We start from the raw sequence: 15,609 nt of genomic DNA on the forward strand, positions 1-15,609 counted from the left end.
CCCTTGACCCAGTACTCGTTGCGGCGGGTACCTCCCGCGCCCCGACGGGGCGCGGCTCAGACCCGGGTGAGGACCGACGACAGGGCGTCGACGACGTAGGGGTCGTACTCGCTGTCGGTGTCCATCCTCAGTCGCTCCAGCACCGCTGTGCGGCGCTCGGCGTCCCCGTTCTCTCCCACGAGGTCGTCGAACGCGTTGGCGACCTTGATGATCCGGCTGCCCAGGGGCGGTACGCCCTCGTCCCCGTCTCCGGCGAGCGGCTCGCACTGGCGCCGGACCATCTCCGCGACGTTGTCCAGCACTCCGGTCTCCCGGATGATCGCCGAGCCCAGTTCGGCTATCCGTCTCTGCTCCCTCGGGGAGGCGAGGACGGTCGCGCCGCCCGCGATGGGCTCCCGCAGCGACAGCTGGCCGATGTCGTGCATCAGCGCCGCGTACTCCAACTCCAGCAGTTCCGCCTCCGCCAGCCCCAGTTCACAGGCGATCCCGTGGGACAGCTGGCTGACCCGGCGCGAGTGGCCGTTCTCCACGTACCCGCCCACCTCGGTCACCCGGGAGAGCGCCCGCACCGTCTCCAGGTAGGTGCGCCGCACCTCCGCGTGGCGGCGGAAGGCCGCCTGCGACACCAGCAGCGGCGCCGTGAACACCAGGAGTCCGACCAGCCCGGTCACCGTGCAGGCGAGAGCGATCAGCACCCCGCTGGAACCGATCGCCGCGCCCGTGGCGAACTGGGCGCGCAACTCGTCGCGGACCGCGACCAGGAGGCGGGTGCGCAGGCGCTCGGCCCTGAGCACCGCCGCGACGAGGGAGTCGGCGAACCAGGTGAGCAGCACCAGGACGGCCATCAACAGTGTGGCCGTCACCGAGGGACCCACCAGTTCCAGCTGCTCGGCGACCGGCCGGAAGGCCACCGCGAGCACCGCCGCCGCGAACACCCGCCGGGCCGCGTCCTCGACCCGCGGGCTGCGCCCGACCGCGACGTGCGGAAGCTCGCCCAGGGCCACGCCCAGGGCGACCACCGCCACCACCTGCCAGGCGGAGTGATGGAGCGGCCCGGCTCCCAGAGTCAGCAGGAAGGCGTAGCTGATCGCACCGGCCGAGGCGATCGGCGCGACCTCACGGGACCCCGGCAAGGTGATCCTGGCCAGTTCGCCGACGGCGATGACCAGGCAGAAGGCGAGCGCCACATAGGGTTCGACGAAACCGGAGGTGGCCGTCCACACCAGGGCGGCCAGGGCCCCTGCCCCCACCGAGCCGACGAGCACGGCGCGGAACGGCCGGGCCGTGCGCCAGAGCGGACCGCGCGAGCGCTGGTGGCTCAGGGCCCCGCCCTCGGGGCCGCTCAGCGGCGGGCGCGACGTCCCCGCGCCGTCGGACTGCTTCTGGGTCATCATCGGTCGCTCCCGCCCGTCACCGCGTCGGCGGGCGCGGACGTGTCGGCCGGCGTGCCCTCCGTGCACGCCTCGTCGTCGGCGGGCACGTCCGCCGGTACCGGACAGGTCCGGTTCGTGGGATCGGCCTCGGTGTAGCAGCCGCCCGGCGGCTCGGCGATGTCCGGCGTCTCCCACCCCTCGCGTTCGACGGCGCGCACGAGTGCCTCGACCATCCGCGGGTCGAACTGGGTCCCGGCGCAGGCGCGCAGTTCGGCGATGGCGTCCTCCGCCGACCACGCCTGCCGGTAGGAGCGCGTGGAGGTGAGGCAGTCGAAGACGTCGGCGACGCTGATGATGCGCGCGGACTCGGGGATCTCCATCCCCACCAGCCCCATGGGGTATCCGCGTCCGTCGAGGCGCTCGTGGTGGTGACGGATCCCGGCCAGGGCCTCGTCCAGGAAGCTGATCTCCCGGACGATCTCGTAGCCGCGCGTCGGGTGGAGCTTGATGGCCGCGTACTCGTCGTCGGTGAGTTTGCCCGTCTTCTGCAACACCTTGGTGGGTACTCCGAGCTTGCCGATGTCGTGCAGCATTCCGGCGTACCGGATCTTCTGCACCCGCTCGGCGGGCATACCCAGTTCCCGGGCGATCATGGCAGCGCCCTCGGCGACGCGCATGCAGTGGCCCCGGGTGTAGTAGTCCTTGGTCTCCACCGCCTGGCAGAGGGTGGCGAGGGTCGCCTCGTGGGCGCGTGCCTCGTCCAACTGCTGGGCGAAGGTCCAGCGTGCGATGAACAGGGGCAGCAGGACCAGGAGCGGGGCGACGAGCCCGACCCCTCCCCAGACCGCCGCGATGGCGAGCCCCAGCATCTGGTAGCCCATGGAGGACAGTTCCACGGCCGCCAGCGGCCGCCAGTGGAGCCTGCTCCGGTTCCCGGCCCGCACGACTCCCAGCGTCCACATGAGGACGCCCATGAGAACCGAGTTGACCACGGAGTGGGTCAGGACTGCGCCGACATAGGGGAGCACCACGGCCGGGAAGTCCTCCCGGCCGGGTTCTCCCACCGTTCCGCCGAGCAGAAGATAGACGTGTCCGGCCGCGTAGGCCGCCAGTGCGAACTGTGCGCCGTTGAAGGCCCTCTTGACCAGGTCCAGCCTGCGGATCGTGAGGCAGGAGGCGAAACCGACAACCGCCGCCCCGACCGGTCCGACCAGGACGACCGCGGCCAGGGCGACCGCCGAGCTCGGTGATATCCCCGCTTTGACGCCCTTGAGGGCGGCTGTACTGATCGACTCCGCGACCACGAAGAGGATCGCTATGAGGACCAGCGTCTGCAGATCGATCCCGGAGTAGGGACCGACGAGCACGACGGCGACAGCACTGACAACGATGATTCCGACGTAGACACGCGCGCCCCGAGGAAGAGCCCGCACCCCCGTTCACCCCCCGCCAATGACGACCGGACTGTCATGGTTTCACCGGTTCTGTTCTACCACCAGGACCACCCGGTGAAGGCGGTTACGACCCAAAGAACACCCATCGCGGTGTGGAGCATGCTGATGAACATCGTTGTTCCCCTCTCCCCGACGCGGACGCACCACCCATTCCCCCGGGTACGCCGCGTAAATTACCCCATTCGCTGGATATGACGTCCAGTTTAACGGGCAGCGACAGGCTCCTGATTACCCCCGACCCGAACCATCCACACTCCGGAGCCTCATGACGCCAACAAATTCCGGAACATGGAATTACTAATTCAATTAGTAATTTCTGGCAGTTACCCTGAGTCACTCGCCGTCGAGGGTCAGATAGGGCGGACCATCGGCTGCCACGCCGATTACACCTTACACACCCAGCCGCGATCACCTCGAACAACTACGGAACGTAGCCAGGCACAACGGGACCGGGGGTCTACGGGAAAAATCATTCCGAGTCGGTTACGGCCGGGAACGGACCCGACCTTCCGGGCGTGTCGGGGAACACGCGAAGAAGGACTCCCGGTCCACGGGTGACCAAAACCCCGACAGCCAGGGGGAATCCGAGAAGGCCTTTACACAAAAGCCCACAAAAGCCACACAAGGCAGCAGAATAAGCCAATTCAGAAATGGGGCACAAAATAGACAGTGGCGGAAGCTGGAATTCCAGCTTCCGCCACAGCGTGCGTCAGATGCGGGGTGCGCTCCTCAGGCGGACGCCCCCGGGGCCTCCACACCGGCCTCTTTGGCCACCTGCTCCGTGCGGGCCAGGGCCAGGCGTCCGAGCACCTTGTCGCGCAGGTCCATCGGGACGGGGTCGCACCCGCAGTGCTTGGCCACGAGCTTCTTCACCGCCTCGTCGAGGCCGTACTCCTCCAGGCAGGGGCTGCACCCGTCCAGGTGCTCCCTGATCTGCTCGCAGTTGCGCTCCTCCAGCTCACCGTCGATATAGGTGTAGAGCTTGTCGAGCACCTCGCTGCACGGGGTGTCGCTGTGTTCGCCGTGGCCGCCGCTCATTGCAGATCTCCTCGATCCGAGCCGTCCTGTCCCGCACCCGCGGACGTTCCCGAGGCGACACCGGCGGCTGCGGCCGCCCTCGCCGGCAGGAAACCGCGATCCGCCGCGTACTCCTCCAGGTGCGACCGGAGCTGGCGGCGGCCCCTGTGCAGCCGGGACATGACCGTCCCGATCGGCGTCCCCATGATCTCGGCGACCTCCTTGTACGCGAATCCCTCGACATCGGCGAGGTAGACGGCGATCCGGAAGTCCTCGGGCAGCTCCTGGAGAGCCCGCTTGACGTCGCTGTCGGGGAGGTGTTCGAGGGCCTCGGCCTCAGCCGACTTCAGGCCGGCCGCGGTGTGCGACGCAGCCTGTGCCAGCTGCCAGTCCTCGACGTCCTCGGTCCCCGCCTGCTTCGGCTCGCGCTGCTTCTTGCGATAGGAGTTGATGAAGGTGTTGGTGAGGATGCGGTACAGCCACGCCTTGAGGTTCGTCCCCTGTTTGAACTGATGGAACGAACCGAACGCCTTGGCGAAGGTCTCCTGGACGAGGTCTTCCGCGTCAGCGGGGTTGCGTGTCATCCGCAACGCCGCGGAGTAGAGCTGGTCGAGGAAGGGGAGCACGTCCCTCTCGAACCGCTCGTCCCTCTCCTCGGCTGTCTCCTGGCCCTGTTCCAAGCCCGTCGGCCTCCTCGCACTGGTCCCAGCTGGGGCATCCATACCCCAACGATACGGTCCCGTGGCTCGGACCCGTGCACCGCCACCTCGTGGCGGCGACACCGCATCCTCTCGCGCGAGACATGAACCGGCAGTCGGCATGGTCTGTTGACCCTCCTCATACGACACTCCTCCGCCTCGGGCATCCGCTTCCCGCGGCGGTGTGGAGGACAACAACGTTCGCCCCGGGCTGATTCCGTGCCGCCGGGGGACGAAGGTCCCTTACCAGCCCGAAATTGTCGTTTGCCTCCGTCAACTGAGGTGAGGCATGGCAGAGTGCGGGTAGGACCACCTGAAGGATGGGAGAGGAGCGCACTTGCAACCGTCCTCAACCCCTGCCTCCGAACGCCACCGCTCACCCGCGGCGCAGTTCGCCACCCCCGACCGCCTGTCGGACTACTGGAGGTTCTACTGGGCCGTCGCCGAGGCGCAGATCGCCCGGTGGCTACCCGACACCCCCTCGCGCCTGCTCGACGTCTCCAGCCCCGACTACCAGGGCACCCCCCGCGCGGTGGCCGCCGGCCACGACGTCGTGACCCTGCTGCCCTCCGCCGACATGGCGGTGCGCCGTCCGCTGACCCTCGTCAACGGGCGCGCGATGGTGCCGCGCCCGGCGCGGCGCGGGCGCCTGCGCCACGTCGTCGGGGACTCGGCCTTCCTGCGCAACTTCGCCTCCGAGGCCTTCGACGGGGTGATCGCCGACAACCGGGTGCTCTCCCGCCACCTGGCCACCGAGTCGTCCGTGGCCGAGGTCGCCCGTGTGCTGCGGCCGGGGGGACGGGCCCTGCTGTGCGTGGACTCGGTGGTGCTGGGCATGGCTCTGCTCGCCGAACAGGACTGCTGGCCCGAGCTCAGCCACGCGCCGAGCGCCGACGTGCTCCTGGTCCCCTGGCCCGACGGTTCCATCACCCGGTGCTTCACCGCCGAACAGCTCACCGAGACGCTCGCGGACGCGGGGCTGGAGCTGGAGTGGGTCAAACCCCGCACGGTGCTGTCCGCCTCCACCGTGGAGATGATGCTGGCCCGCGACCCGAGGTCGATGGGGCGCCTGGTGGAGATGGAGCTGCGGGCCACCGAGTCCGACGACTACGTCGGCGTGCACCTGGTGGCCAGCGCCCGCAAACCCGGCTAGGACGTGTGTTCCGGACGGCTCCCGGGCCGGTGGGCGGCCGTCCGGTCGAGGTCGCCCACGCCGCCGAGGCGGAGGCCTCCGCTACAGGGCGGTGAGCGAGGCGACCCCGTTCACCAGGGCGAAGACCAGCAGGACCGGGCCCGCGCCCGCGCCGGTGGCGAAACTGGGGGCCAGGTCGCGGCGGTTCGCCCAGCGCACCGCGAGGAACGGCCACACGGTCAGCAGCGCAGCGAGTACGTACAGGCCGGGGTCGGCCAGGACGGGCGCGAGCGGGAAGAAGTGCACGCCCACGACCAGGCACACCCACGGAGCGAGGTACGCGCTCCGTCCCAGAGCCAGCAGCACGATCACGCCGAGCAGGGCGACACCGAACTCGATGCCGAGGACGAGGAGGTACAGGTCCATCCCGCCCTCGCCGGACAGGACGGAACCGCTGTCCCAGTGGAGCCAGGACGTGACACCGCCGAACACCGCGAGGAGCAGGCCCACGGCCGACCCGCCGCCCAGCCACCACGTGGCCGGTCCGGCCGGGGGCCGCTCCTGAGCCCATCCGAACCACGCCGAGGCGAAGAAGCCGAAGACGGCGGTGGTCATGGCGGCGTCGCGGACGAAGACGTCCATGGGACCTCACAGGTGGGGCGGGGGTAGCCGGGGGACACGTCAGCCTTCCACACGCCGCGGGCGGCCCGCCCTCCGGTGTGCCGGAGGGCGGGCCTGACGACGGACCCCGTGTGACACTCCCTACTCGGCGAGTGGGAGGTACACGCGGTTGCCCTGTTCGGAGAACTCGGTGGACTTGTCGGCCATACCGCGCTCGATGGCGGCGACGGTGTCCAGCCCGTGTTCCTCCGCGTAGCGGCGCACGTCCTGGGTGATCTTCATGGAGCAGAACTTGGGACCGCACATGGAGCAGAAGTGCGCGGTCTTGGCCGGTTCGGCGGGCAGGGTCGCGTCATGGAAGGACTGGGCGGTCTCCGGGTCCAGCGCCAGGTGGAACTGGTCCTGCCACCGGAACTCGAACCGCGCCCGGGACAGCTCGTCGTCCCACTCCTGTGCCCCGGGGTGCCCCTTGGCCAGGTCCGCGGCGTGCGCGGCGAGCTTGTAGGTGATGACGCCGGTCTTGACGTCGTCACGGTCGGGGAGCCCCAGGTGTTCCTTGGGGGTGACGTAGCAGAGCATCGCCGTGCCGAGCCAGCCGATCTGCGCGGCACCGATCGCCGAGGTGATGTGGTCGTAGCCGGGGGCCACATCGGTGGTCAGGGGGCCGAGCGTGTAGAACGGAGCCTCTCCGCAGAGCTCCTCCTCCAGTCGGACGTTCTCCGCGATCCTGTGCATGGGGACGTGCCCGGGGCCCTCGACCATCACCTGCACGTCGTGCGCGCGGGCGACGTGGGTGAGCTCACCCAGGGTGCGGAGCTCGGCGAACTGGGCCTCGTCGTTGGCGTCGGCGATCGACCCGGGGCGCAACCCGTCTCCGAGGGAGAAGGTGACGTCGTACTCCCGGAGGATCTCGCACAGCTCCTCGTAGTGGGTGTACAGGAAGCTCTCCCGGTGGTGGGCCAGGCACCAGGCGGCCATGATGGAGCCGCCGCGCGAGACGATGCCGGTGACCCGGCGGGCGGTGAGCGGCACGTACCGCAGCAGCACCCCTGCGTGCACGGTCATGTAGTCCACGCCCTGCTCGCACTGCTCGATGACGGTGTCCCGGTAGACCTCCCAGCTGAGCTCGGCCGGGTCGCCGTTGACCTTCTCCAGCGCCTGGTAGATGGGGACGGTGCCGATCGGGACGGGCGAGTTGCGCAGGATGCGCTCCCGGGTCTCGTGGATGCGCTTGCCCGTGGACAGGTCCATGACGGTGTCGGCACCCCAGCGGGTGGCCCACACCATCTTCTCGACCTCCTCGGGGACGGAGGAGGTGACGGCGGAGTTGCCGATGTTGGCGTTGATCTTGACCAGGAAGTTCTTGCCGATGATCATCGGCTCGGACTCGGGGTGGCACCGGTTGGCGGGGATGACCGCGCGGCCGAGGGCCACCTCGGAGCGGACGAACTCGGGGTCGACGCCCTCGCGTTCGGCCACGAAGCGCATCTCGGGGGTGAGGGTTCCGGCCTTCGCGCAGGCGAGCTGGGTGACCGCGCCGTCGACCGGAGGCCGGCCCCCGGACCAGGTACGGCGGGTCGGGGGGAGGCCCCGGTGGACGTCGACGGACACGGTGTCGTCGGTGTAGGGGCCGGAGGTGTCGTACAGATCGAAGTGGCTGCCGTTGCTGAGTCCCACCCTGCGCCGGGGCACGCGCAGTGTGTGTCCCTCGGGGGTCACGACCTCGCGATAGACCTTGGATGATCCCATGATGGGCCCTGTGGTCACCTGGTGGCCGTCGGTACTGGAACCGCTGGTGGAACTGACGTCACGGCCGTCGGTAGCCGTCATGGCATGCCTCCCTACGTCGGAATTACCCGAACAGGTTCTGCGGTCGGCGACACCGTCGAGTCGCCCTCTCAGCCCGCCATGGCGCGAGCTCCCGCGTTGCGTATTCACATGTGTGGGCACGTCGAACGTGCCGCGGCACCTCGATCCCGGTGCCGGGGCCCTGGGGCCCCGCACACCATACACAGGAGGGACCCTGGCGTGTCCACCGTTCCGGGGGTCAGAAAAGTGTCCCCGGTTCGCCGCCCCCGGTGTCGGCGAGGGGTTCGAGGAGGTCGGGCCGGTTGTTCTTGATGGTGTTGACGTCGGTGGACACCTCGTCGACCGCGAACCGGTCGACGGGGGTCTCCCCCAGCAGGTGCGCCAGGTCGTCCGCGCCCGAGGCGGGGTCCAGCCAGACGTCCCAGTCCTCGGGCGGTACGACGACCGGCATGCGCTCGTGGATGTGGGCGAGCGCGGGCGCCGCCTCGGTGGTGATGACCGCGCAGCTCCACACCCAGGCGGCCGGGTCGTCCTCGGCCGCCTCCGGGTCGCGCCAGCGCTCGAAGATGCCCGCCAGCGCCAGGGGCCGACCGTCCCGGTAGTGGATGGAGTAGGGCTTCTTGTCGGCCTTGGCCTTGCGCTTCTTGTGCTGGGGGTCGGTCGCGGGCGAGGTACTGGCCTGCGTGGTCCCGTCCTTGGCGACGAGCTGCCACTCGTAGTAGGCGTCGGCGGGCAGCAGGCACCGTCGGCGGCGGTACGCGGTACGGAAGGCGGGCTTGTCCGCGACGGTCTCGCCTCGCGCGTTGATCATCCGGTAGCCGACGTTGCGGTCCTTGGCCCAGGAGGGGACCAGGCCCCAGCGCAGGGTGTGCAGGGACCTGGGGCCCCGGGGGCCCTGGTCGTCGGCCCGGGGCGGTGGTCCCAGCACGGCGTACACGGGCCTTCCGGGCGAGATGTTGTAGTCCGGCTCCAACTCCTCCAGGGGCGGCCACGACGCGGCGGGCGCATCCTCGGGGAGGGTCTGCTCGGGCAGCTCGAAGGCGAGCCGCAACTGGTGCACGTTCCGGGACTGGGCATAACGACCGCACATGTGCCCGATACTACGGCGTGGCCCCGTCAGTCCCCCGCGAGACACCGGCGTGGGCCGGGCGCCCCTGCGGCGGCCTCCGGGCTGCCCGGCTCACCACTGGGGGTCCCTGGGCGCCCGGGGCCCTCTGCGCCGGCGGGGCCGGGCGGGAACGTCCCGGACGGCCGCGTCGGATCCCCCGCTCCGTGCGGGGGCGCCGCCGCGCCCACCGCCCGCGGAAGCGCCGTCCGCACCGCTCCCCCGCCAGGCCCGGACCAGGCCGACCAGAACGGCCAGACCGCCCAGCGGCCCGAGGGTCCACGGCGCCCAGGAGTCCAGGGCACGCAGCAGGACCGACCGGACACGGGCCTGCTCCGCGTAGCCGGAGACCTGGTTGTCCGCCATCACCAGTTCCGTGTACAGCAGCGGCACCTCACCCCCGCCGTCCTGCGGCCGCAGGGTCTCCGCACGGGTCTCATGGGCGTTGACCACGATTCCGCTGACAGGTTCCACCCAGAAGGTACGGCTCACCTCCAGCCAGCGTGTGGCGGTGACCGTCCCGGAGGCCCCCTCCCGGAACAGGTCGGCGGGCACCGGACGCGCCGACTCCGGGACCTGGGCGGCCTCGACCCACTGGCTGTACCGGCGTACCGGGACCCCGGCGACCTCCTCCCGCTCCTGGAACTCCAGCATCGGCGCCGAGCGCACCTCCGCGTCGTAGAACGGGTGGTCGCCCTCCGGCGCCCCGGGCGGCCAGGAGTACACCAGGCCGGCCTGGCGGACCGCGCGGTCGCCGTCGACGTGCTCGCCGCAGCAGTTGACGGCCCTGCCGGTCTCCCGGTCCACGATGACCCGCCGGCTCCAGTGGTCGATCATCCGGTCGGGGACCGAGGCGTCCACGGACACCTCCCACGCCGACCAGTCCCCGCCGTGGGCGGAGCCGTCCACACGCGTGACCCGGGTGAGTTCGGCGGCCTCCACCCACGTCCAGGTGGACGTGTCGAGGTAGCCGGCGTCCTCGTCGACCATCCTGACGTCGAACGCGGTCTCCGCCGGCAGCAGGGCGATCCGCTCGTGCACGTACAGCGGCAGCAGGGCGGCGAGTGTCAGCAGGAACGCACCCAGGGCCACCAGGGCGGTGCCCCGTGGCAGGGAGCGCCCGGGGGTGCTCGCGGGCCCCACCTGGCTGTCGGACTCCGCCCCGGCCTCGGTCACGCTCATGTTCGGGCCTCCTCCGGGTCGGACTCCCTCAGGTCGTCGTCGGGCTGCGCCTCTTCCTGGCCGTCCGGCGCCCGGTCCGCCGCGGACCCTGGTGCGGAGGCCTCCTGTGAGGCCGGGGCCGTCGCGGGCGCGCGGACCGACGGCGGGTCGGCGTCGGCGGGGTCGTCCTCGCCGCGCTGCCCCAGGGCCAGGACGAGCCTGGCCGGCGCGGGCAGGCAGAGCAGCTGGGCGACCCAGCCGCGCAGCGCTCCCCCGAACGTCTCCGTGACGTCGTGGAAGGGCATGTACAGGGCCAGGTGGGTGCCCACGGCCATGGACAGCCCTGCCAGACCCAGCGCCACCACCGGTGGCCACGGTCCGGCCAGGTGGGGCAGCAACCGGCCCCCCATCGACGGGCGTCCCGGTTTGGCGTGGCGCAGGCGCCGGGGCGCACGACGGCCCAGCCACCACATGCACAGCAGGATCAGGCCGACCAGGGCAGCACCCGCCCAGCCCGCGACCCAGACACCGTAGGCCAGTCCGAGCGGCAGCACCGCCCAGCGGTTCAGCCGCCCGGACCCCGCCGAGGGCAGCGCCCGGGAGCCGCGCGGGGGCGAGGTGCGGACGGTACGCCCGCCCGGCAGGAGCCGGCGGGGCCACAGGGCAGCCACCACCAGCACGGCGGCCAGGCCCGCGCCCACGGCGAGGGCCCGGTGGTAGGCGGTGTCGGGCGTGTACGTGAGGGTGACCGTCCCCGCGCTGTCGGCGGGCAGGACCCACGCCTGCTTCCACCCCTCCAGGCGGATCGGCTCCAGTGGCCCGTCCGCGCCCTCCAGGACCGCCCGCCAGCCCTCGTTGAAGTTCTCGTTGACGACCAGGAAACTGTCCTCGTCGACGTCCACGTCGAAGCGTCGCTCTCCGGGGCCCCACTCGTGCAGGGCCTCCACCTCGGCCGTGGTGACCTCGGCCCGGTCCGCGGCCGGCTCGGCGGAACCGATGAGGGCCGAGCGCACCTCGTAGCGGTTGCCCGGGTCGACCACGACCCGGTTCCCGCCCTCGACCAGGTCCAGGTCCGTGCAGCTCTCGTAGCGCAGCGGCCGACCGGTGAGCTGGTCGGCGAGGGTCCCCTCGCTGATCCGCGTCTCCACCCGCTGCTCGTTGACCCGCAGCGTGGGGCCCAGCCCGCAGGCGGTGGAGGCATCGCCCTCCGGCAGCGGGTCCACCGGCTCCACACCGGGCAGCTCGACGGTGCCGATCTCCAGGGCCTGTCCCTCGGGGCGCTCGAACGTCACCCGCAGCGACGACGCGGTGAACTCGGCGAAGTCCACCCGGCCGCTACCGTCCAGCCAGCCCTCGCGGACGGTGTCGCCGCCCTCGACGGTCACCCGGATCGGCCGCATCACGCTGTCGGCGCGCGGGAACTCGACCGCCAGGTGGCCGATGGAGGCGGGCGCCCCCAGATCGATGTCGAGCCAGGGGTTCTTCTCCTCGGGGTCCGGGTACCAGACGGTGCTCCCGTCCCCGTCCAGCACGCCACGGCCCATGGCAGCCGGGTGCTCCACAGCGGTGGAGGACGCGGTCACGTGCGGGTAGGGGCTGGCCCGGTTCGCGGCGTTCTCCGCCTCCCTGGGGTCGGTGAGCACGACCTCGCCGGACACCGAGTGCGGTGAGGAGGCCGATGCGGCCGACAGTTCGAACGTGCGGTCCAGGCTGCGCGCGTCCTCGCCCTGCACCTGGAGGCGGGGGTTGCACACCCACACGTGGGAGCCCTCCATGCAGCCCGGGACGGTCCCGGTGGAACCGGTGAACAGCAGGGTCCCGGCGTCGTCGGGGCCGGGCACACGCAGGGTGCGGTCCAGTTCGAGGCCGGGGACGGAGAGGGAGGCGATCCCCACGCGGGTACCGAACCGGTACTCCGGCTCCCAGGCGAGCTCGTCCACGCGCACCCGCAGCGAGCTGGTGGGTCCCGGTGGGGCCATGAGCTCCTGGGGCTCCGCGGTCTCCGCGACGGGCACCTCCGCCTCGCCGGTGTCGGTGACCAGGGTGACCCGGGAGGGGGGCGGCTCGTCGGCGAGCTGTTCGAAGGCGATGCTGAGCCCGGTCAGGTCCTGGGGCTCGGAGAACTCGACCTCCAGCCACTGGCCCAGGGCCCCGGTGAAGGCGCTGGACCGCCACGAGGTGGTGAGGTCGTCGTCGAGCGCGGCGTGCGGCGCGTGTCCGGGGTCGCGGTCGCCGGCCAGGGCGCCGGCACCGCTCTCGGACGAGGAGGCACTCACCGAGTCGATCCCGATGTCCTCCGCGTGGGCGACGTGGTCCTCCCAGGCCGGATCGAGGACGTCGGGCGCGGGGACGTCGCGTTCGAGTTCCTCGTCCTCCGTCAGGGTCGCGGACACGTTACGGCGCACGTCGGAGTACACGACCTCGCGGCGGCGGGCGGTGTCGGTGACGATCGTGTCCTGGGCGGCGATCCCGGCGGCGCCGGGATCGTCACCCAGGAGGACGGGACGGTCGTCGGTGACCAGGCCCTGTTCGGCCAGGTGCAGCAGGGACTCCGGGCCGCCCGTGACCCGCAGCGTCCCCTCCGAGGGGACGGTGCCCACGGTCGGCGCCGCGTCCCCGACCTCGTAGACGGTCAGGGCCGGGTACGGCTGGTCGAACCACTGGGAGGCGGACTGGTGGTCCAGCGAGCCGATCACCGGACCGAACTCGGCGGCCTCGGTGATGCCCGGCGAGTTCTGGAGGGCCTGGTGGACCCGGGCGGGCCAGCCGCCGTTGTTGGCGGCCCGCTGGAGGTCGTTGCGGACGACCAGGTGGGTCACGCCCATGCGGGCGAGGGTGTCGGCGAGCCCTGCGGAACCGCGTCCGGAGGAGACGCGCTGGTCGATCTCGTGGGTGATGCGGGAGACACCCGCCGATCCCCAGGGGATGATCTGGTGGTTGGTCCATGCGCCGTCCAGGAGCGGTTGCAGGGGTTCGTCGAGGGGGCGGCCCCACTCGTACTCCCCGCGTGCCGAACCCGGGAGCGCCATCGTCATGCCACGCTCGTCGGAGCGGTCCTCCAGCCAGTCGGCGGCCTCGTACCAGTGGTCGGGGATCCGCTCGTAGCCTCCGGCCGGGGCGATGCCGACGGCACCGATGGGCACGAGGGTGACCAGGAAGACGGAGGAGGCGCCGCCCGCGACGGCGCGGCGCACCCGCCCGGGGACGGGGGTGCCGTGCCGGTCCGCACGGTCCCGCGCCACCACGACCGGCAGGTGGGCCAGGCCCAGGACCAGCGGCAGGCGGATGAGCGCGTCGAACTTGTGCACGTTCCGGAACGGGGAGAGGGCCCCGTCGAGGAGTGTGCGCATCGTCCCGGCGAAGGGCCCGGTGAGGTCGCCGGTGAAGCCCGCGACGATGATCGCGGTACCGGTGAGGAGGCTCGCGATGAGGAACAGGCGTTCGGGGGTGCGCCGGTTGACGAGCCCGGCCAGGCCGATCCCGGCGACCAGCGCGGTGGCCGCGATCAGCCAGGGGGTGGTGGACAGCTCCGCCCCCGAGGGCAGCGCGGTGTTGCCCTGGTCGGGCAGGAAGCCCATCCAGTTGGAGGTGCCCCGCAGTGCGTTGAGCAGCGACGTGACGCCGGTGGTGACGGCCGCGTCCTCGGTGTAGGGCATGAACGAGTACACGTACCGCGACATGATGAGCAGCGGCGCGACGTACCAGAACGAGGCGAGGACCAGGGCGGCCACCCACCAGGCGATGAGCCGCCACTTGCGTGGACCGTTGGCCCGGGTGAGCAGGTAGAGGCCGGGGACGACCAGGACGGCCAGTTCGGAGGCGGCGTTGGTACCGCCGCACAGGAGGAACGCCAGTCCGGACAGCAGGGCCATGCGCGCGGGCGGGTACCCCCGCCCGGCCCCCAGGACGAGGGGCAGCAGGATCCACGGCATCAGCAGCATGGGCTGCAACTCGGCCGAGTTGTACGACAGGAGCGTCAGCACGCGGGGGGCGAGGGCGTAGGCGACCCCGGCCAGGATGCGCGTGTTGACGGTGCCGATGCCCATCGCCCCGGCGACCTTGTAGACGCCGACGAACGCGGCGACGAGCAGGACCGCCATCCACAGCCGCTGGATGAGCCAGTCGGGCATACCCAGCGAGTCGAACAGCAGGTGGAAGGGCCCGTTGGGGAAGAAGTACCCGTAGGCCTGGTTCTGGAGCTGCCCGAAGTAGGAGGCGTCCCACAGGTGGAGGGCCCGTTCCATGAACCCCAGGGGGTTGGCCGTCAGGTCGATCTTGGTGTCACTGACGATCCTGCCGGGGTCGATACTCGCTGCCAGAGCGCCCAGTAGCAGACACACCGTGAGGACCTTGAGCCGCGCGAGCAGCTTCTCGTCCAGTCTCCCGCCGGGGGCGGTCGGTGTGCTGGAATCCTCCGGTTCGCGCCTGGCGGTGGATTCCGCCGAAGTCACATTCGCTCTTTCCTGCCTGCTGCCCCGTCCGGGAGGCCCGGGGTGTTCGTGGTGGCCGGGGCCGTCCCGGCACGGGGGTGGTCGGGGGTCCGGTCGGGGAGGGCGAGCTCGGCGGCTACCAGCCGGGCCATCCGCGCGCCGCTGGCCTCCCAGGTGAACCGGGACGCCCATGCGAGGCAGGCGCGTCGGACCGCCTCGGCCCGCCGGGGGTCGGACAGTTCCCCGAGGGCCCGGGCGACCACGTCGGCGAGGTCCTCGCCGTCGCGGACCAGCCACCCGGTCTCGCCGTCTCGCACCGAATCGCGAAGTCCGTCCACATCGTAGGCCACGGTGGGCACGCCGAGGCGAGCAGCCTCGATGACGGTCAGGCCCCAGCCCTCGAACTCGGAGGCGGTGACGTGGAGGTGGCAGGACGCCAGGACACCGTTCTTGTCCTCCTCGGAGAGGAAGCCGTGCAGGCGGACCCGGTCCGCGGTCCCCTCGCGACCGATCTGTTCGGCGAGGTGGTCGCCCTCGGGGCCGCGTCCGATGATGTGCACCTTGAGGCCGGGGTGTTCGTCGTGCAGGCGGTGCGCCAGTCCGACCACCTGGGAGACGCGCTTTTGGACGACGAGACGGCCGAGGCTGACGACGGCCGGGTGCCCGAGGTCTCCGGGCCAGGCGCCGGGGGTCGCGCGGGGGCCCGGGAGGAGTTGCGCCGGAGGCGACGGTTGAGGGTGGTGGAGGGTGACGGGAGGACAGGACTGCGCCGGAGGCGACGGTTGAGGGTGGTGGAGGGTGACGGGAGG

General features: G+C 71.3%; 11 protein-coding genes and 1 riboswitch. Of the genes, 1 reads left to right on the forward strand and 10 read right to left on the reverse strand.

All coding sequences use genetic code 11. From position 1 onward, the window contains the following. Positions 1-56: 56 nt before the first annotated feature. The 4 genes from ACFWTE_RS25620 to ACFWTE_RS25635 all read right to left on the reverse strand — a co-directional run bounded on the left by ACFWTE_RS25620 (position 57) and on the right by ACFWTE_RS25635 (position 4,524). A complete protein-coding gene (locus tag ACFWTE_RS25620) occupies positions 57-1,391 on the reverse strand; it encodes an HD-GYP domain-containing protein (protein ID WP_378782474.1) in 1,335 nt (444 codons plus the stop codon). Further along, complete coding sequence (locus tag ACFWTE_RS25625; RefSeq protein ID WP_378782475.1) at positions 1,391-2,740, reverse strand: HD-GYP domain-containing protein; 1,350 nt, start codon at positions 2,738-2,740, stop codon at positions 1,391-1,393. The genes ACFWTE_RS25620 and ACFWTE_RS25625 overlap by 1 nt, the downstream gene beginning before the upstream one ends. An 816-nt stretch (positions 2,741-3,556) precedes the next feature. Further along, positions 3,557-3,865, reverse strand: coding sequence for a mycothiol system anti-sigma-R factor (gene rsrA / locus ACFWTE_RS25630; protein WP_378782460.1), 309 nt, complete (start codon positions 3,863-3,865; stop codon positions 3,557-3,559). Beyond that, the gene (locus ACFWTE_RS25635) at positions 3,862-4,524 is read right to left on the reverse strand and encodes a sigma-70 family RNA polymerase sigma factor (protein WP_378782461.1); all 663 of its coding nucleotides are present in this window, start codon (positions 4,522-4,524) and stop codon (positions 3,862-3,864) included. The genes rsrA and ACFWTE_RS25635 overlap by 4 nt, the downstream gene beginning before the upstream one ends. Positions 4,525-4,879: 355 nt before the next feature. Here ACFWTE_RS25635 and ACFWTE_RS25640 point away from each other — a divergent pair, with 355 nt between their 5' ends. Next, positions 4,880-5,695: a class I SAM-dependent methyltransferase gene (locus tag ACFWTE_RS25640; RefSeq protein ID WP_378782462.1), complete on the forward strand. Its 816-nt coding sequence runs from the start codon at positions 4,880-4,882 to the stop codon at positions 5,693-5,695. A gap of 81 nt (positions 5,696-5,776) precedes the next feature. Here the strand turns inward: ACFWTE_RS25640 and ACFWTE_RS25645 are convergent, their stop codons facing one another. The 6 genes from ACFWTE_RS25645 to ACFWTE_RS25670 all read right to left on the reverse strand — a co-directional run. Then, positions 5,777-6,316, reverse strand: coding sequence for a hypothetical protein (locus tag ACFWTE_RS25645; protein WP_378782463.1), 540 nt, complete (start codon positions 6,314-6,316; stop codon positions 5,777-5,779). A gap of 120 nt (positions 6,317-6,436) precedes the next feature. Next, entirely contained in the window at positions 6,437-8,125 is a 1,689-nt protein-coding gene (thiC, locus tag ACFWTE_RS25650) for a phosphomethylpyrimidine synthase ThiC (RefSeq protein WP_378782464.1), read from the reverse strand. Beyond that, a riboswitch (TPP riboswitch) is annotated at positions 8,119-8,230 on the reverse strand. (Overlaps the previous gene by 7 nt.) A 112-nt stretch (positions 8,231-8,342) precedes the next feature. After that, positions 8,343-9,194: an SOS response-associated peptidase gene (locus ACFWTE_RS25655; protein ID WP_378782465.1), complete on the reverse strand. Its 852-nt coding sequence runs from the start codon at positions 9,192-9,194 to the stop codon at positions 8,343-8,345. A 90-nt stretch (positions 9,195-9,284) separates the two neighbouring features. Further along, positions 9,285-10,391, reverse strand: a complete 1,107-nt coding sequence (locus ACFWTE_RS25660) for a DUF3068 domain-containing protein (protein ID WP_378782466.1) — start codon at positions 10,389-10,391, stop codon at positions 9,285-9,287. After that, entirely contained in the window at positions 10,388-14,821 is a 4,434-nt protein-coding gene (locus tag ACFWTE_RS25665) for an alpha-(1->3)-arabinofuranosyltransferase (RefSeq protein ID WP_378782467.1), read from the reverse strand. The genes ACFWTE_RS25660 and ACFWTE_RS25665 overlap by 4 nt, the downstream gene beginning before the upstream one ends. Beyond that, positions 14,818-15,609 (reverse strand): glycosyltransferase family 4 protein (locus ACFWTE_RS25670; RefSeq protein ID WP_378782468.1); only part of this gene is annotated, 792 nt, incomplete at its 5' end. The genes ACFWTE_RS25665 and ACFWTE_RS25670, both read right to left, overlap by 4 nt.

It is taken from the genome of Nocardiopsis sp. NPDC058631 (assembly GCF_042716955.1).
Taxonomy (GTDB): domain Bacteria; phylum Actinomycetota; class Actinomycetes; order Streptosporangiales; family Streptosporangiaceae; genus Nocardiopsis.

Bases quoted from the DNA above. Each gene is read 5' to 3' on its own strand.
- ACFWTE_RS25620 (WP_378782474.1), bottom strand. From the start codon at position 1,391: ATGACCCAGAAGCAGTCCGACGGCGCGGGGACGTCGCGCCCGCCGCTG.
- rsrA (WP_378782460.1), bottom strand. From the start codon at position 3,865: ATGAGCGGCGGCCACGGCGAACACAGCGACACCCCGTGCAGCGAGGTG.
- ACFWTE_RS25645 (WP_378782463.1), bottom strand. From the start codon at position 6,316: ATGGACGTCTTCGTCCGCGACGCCGCCATGACCACCGCCGTCTTCGGC.
- thiC (WP_378782464.1), bottom strand. From the start codon at position 8,125: ATGACGGCTACCGACGGCCGTGACGTCAGTTCCACCAGCGGTTCCAGT.
- ACFWTE_RS25655 (WP_378782465.1), bottom strand. From the start codon at position 9,194: ATGTGCGGTCGTTATGCCCAGTCCCGGAACGTGCACCAGTTGCGGCTC.
- ACFWTE_RS25660 (WP_378782466.1), bottom strand. From the start codon at position 10,391: ATGAGCGTGACCGAGGCCGGGGCGGAGTCCGACAGCCAGGTGGGGCCC.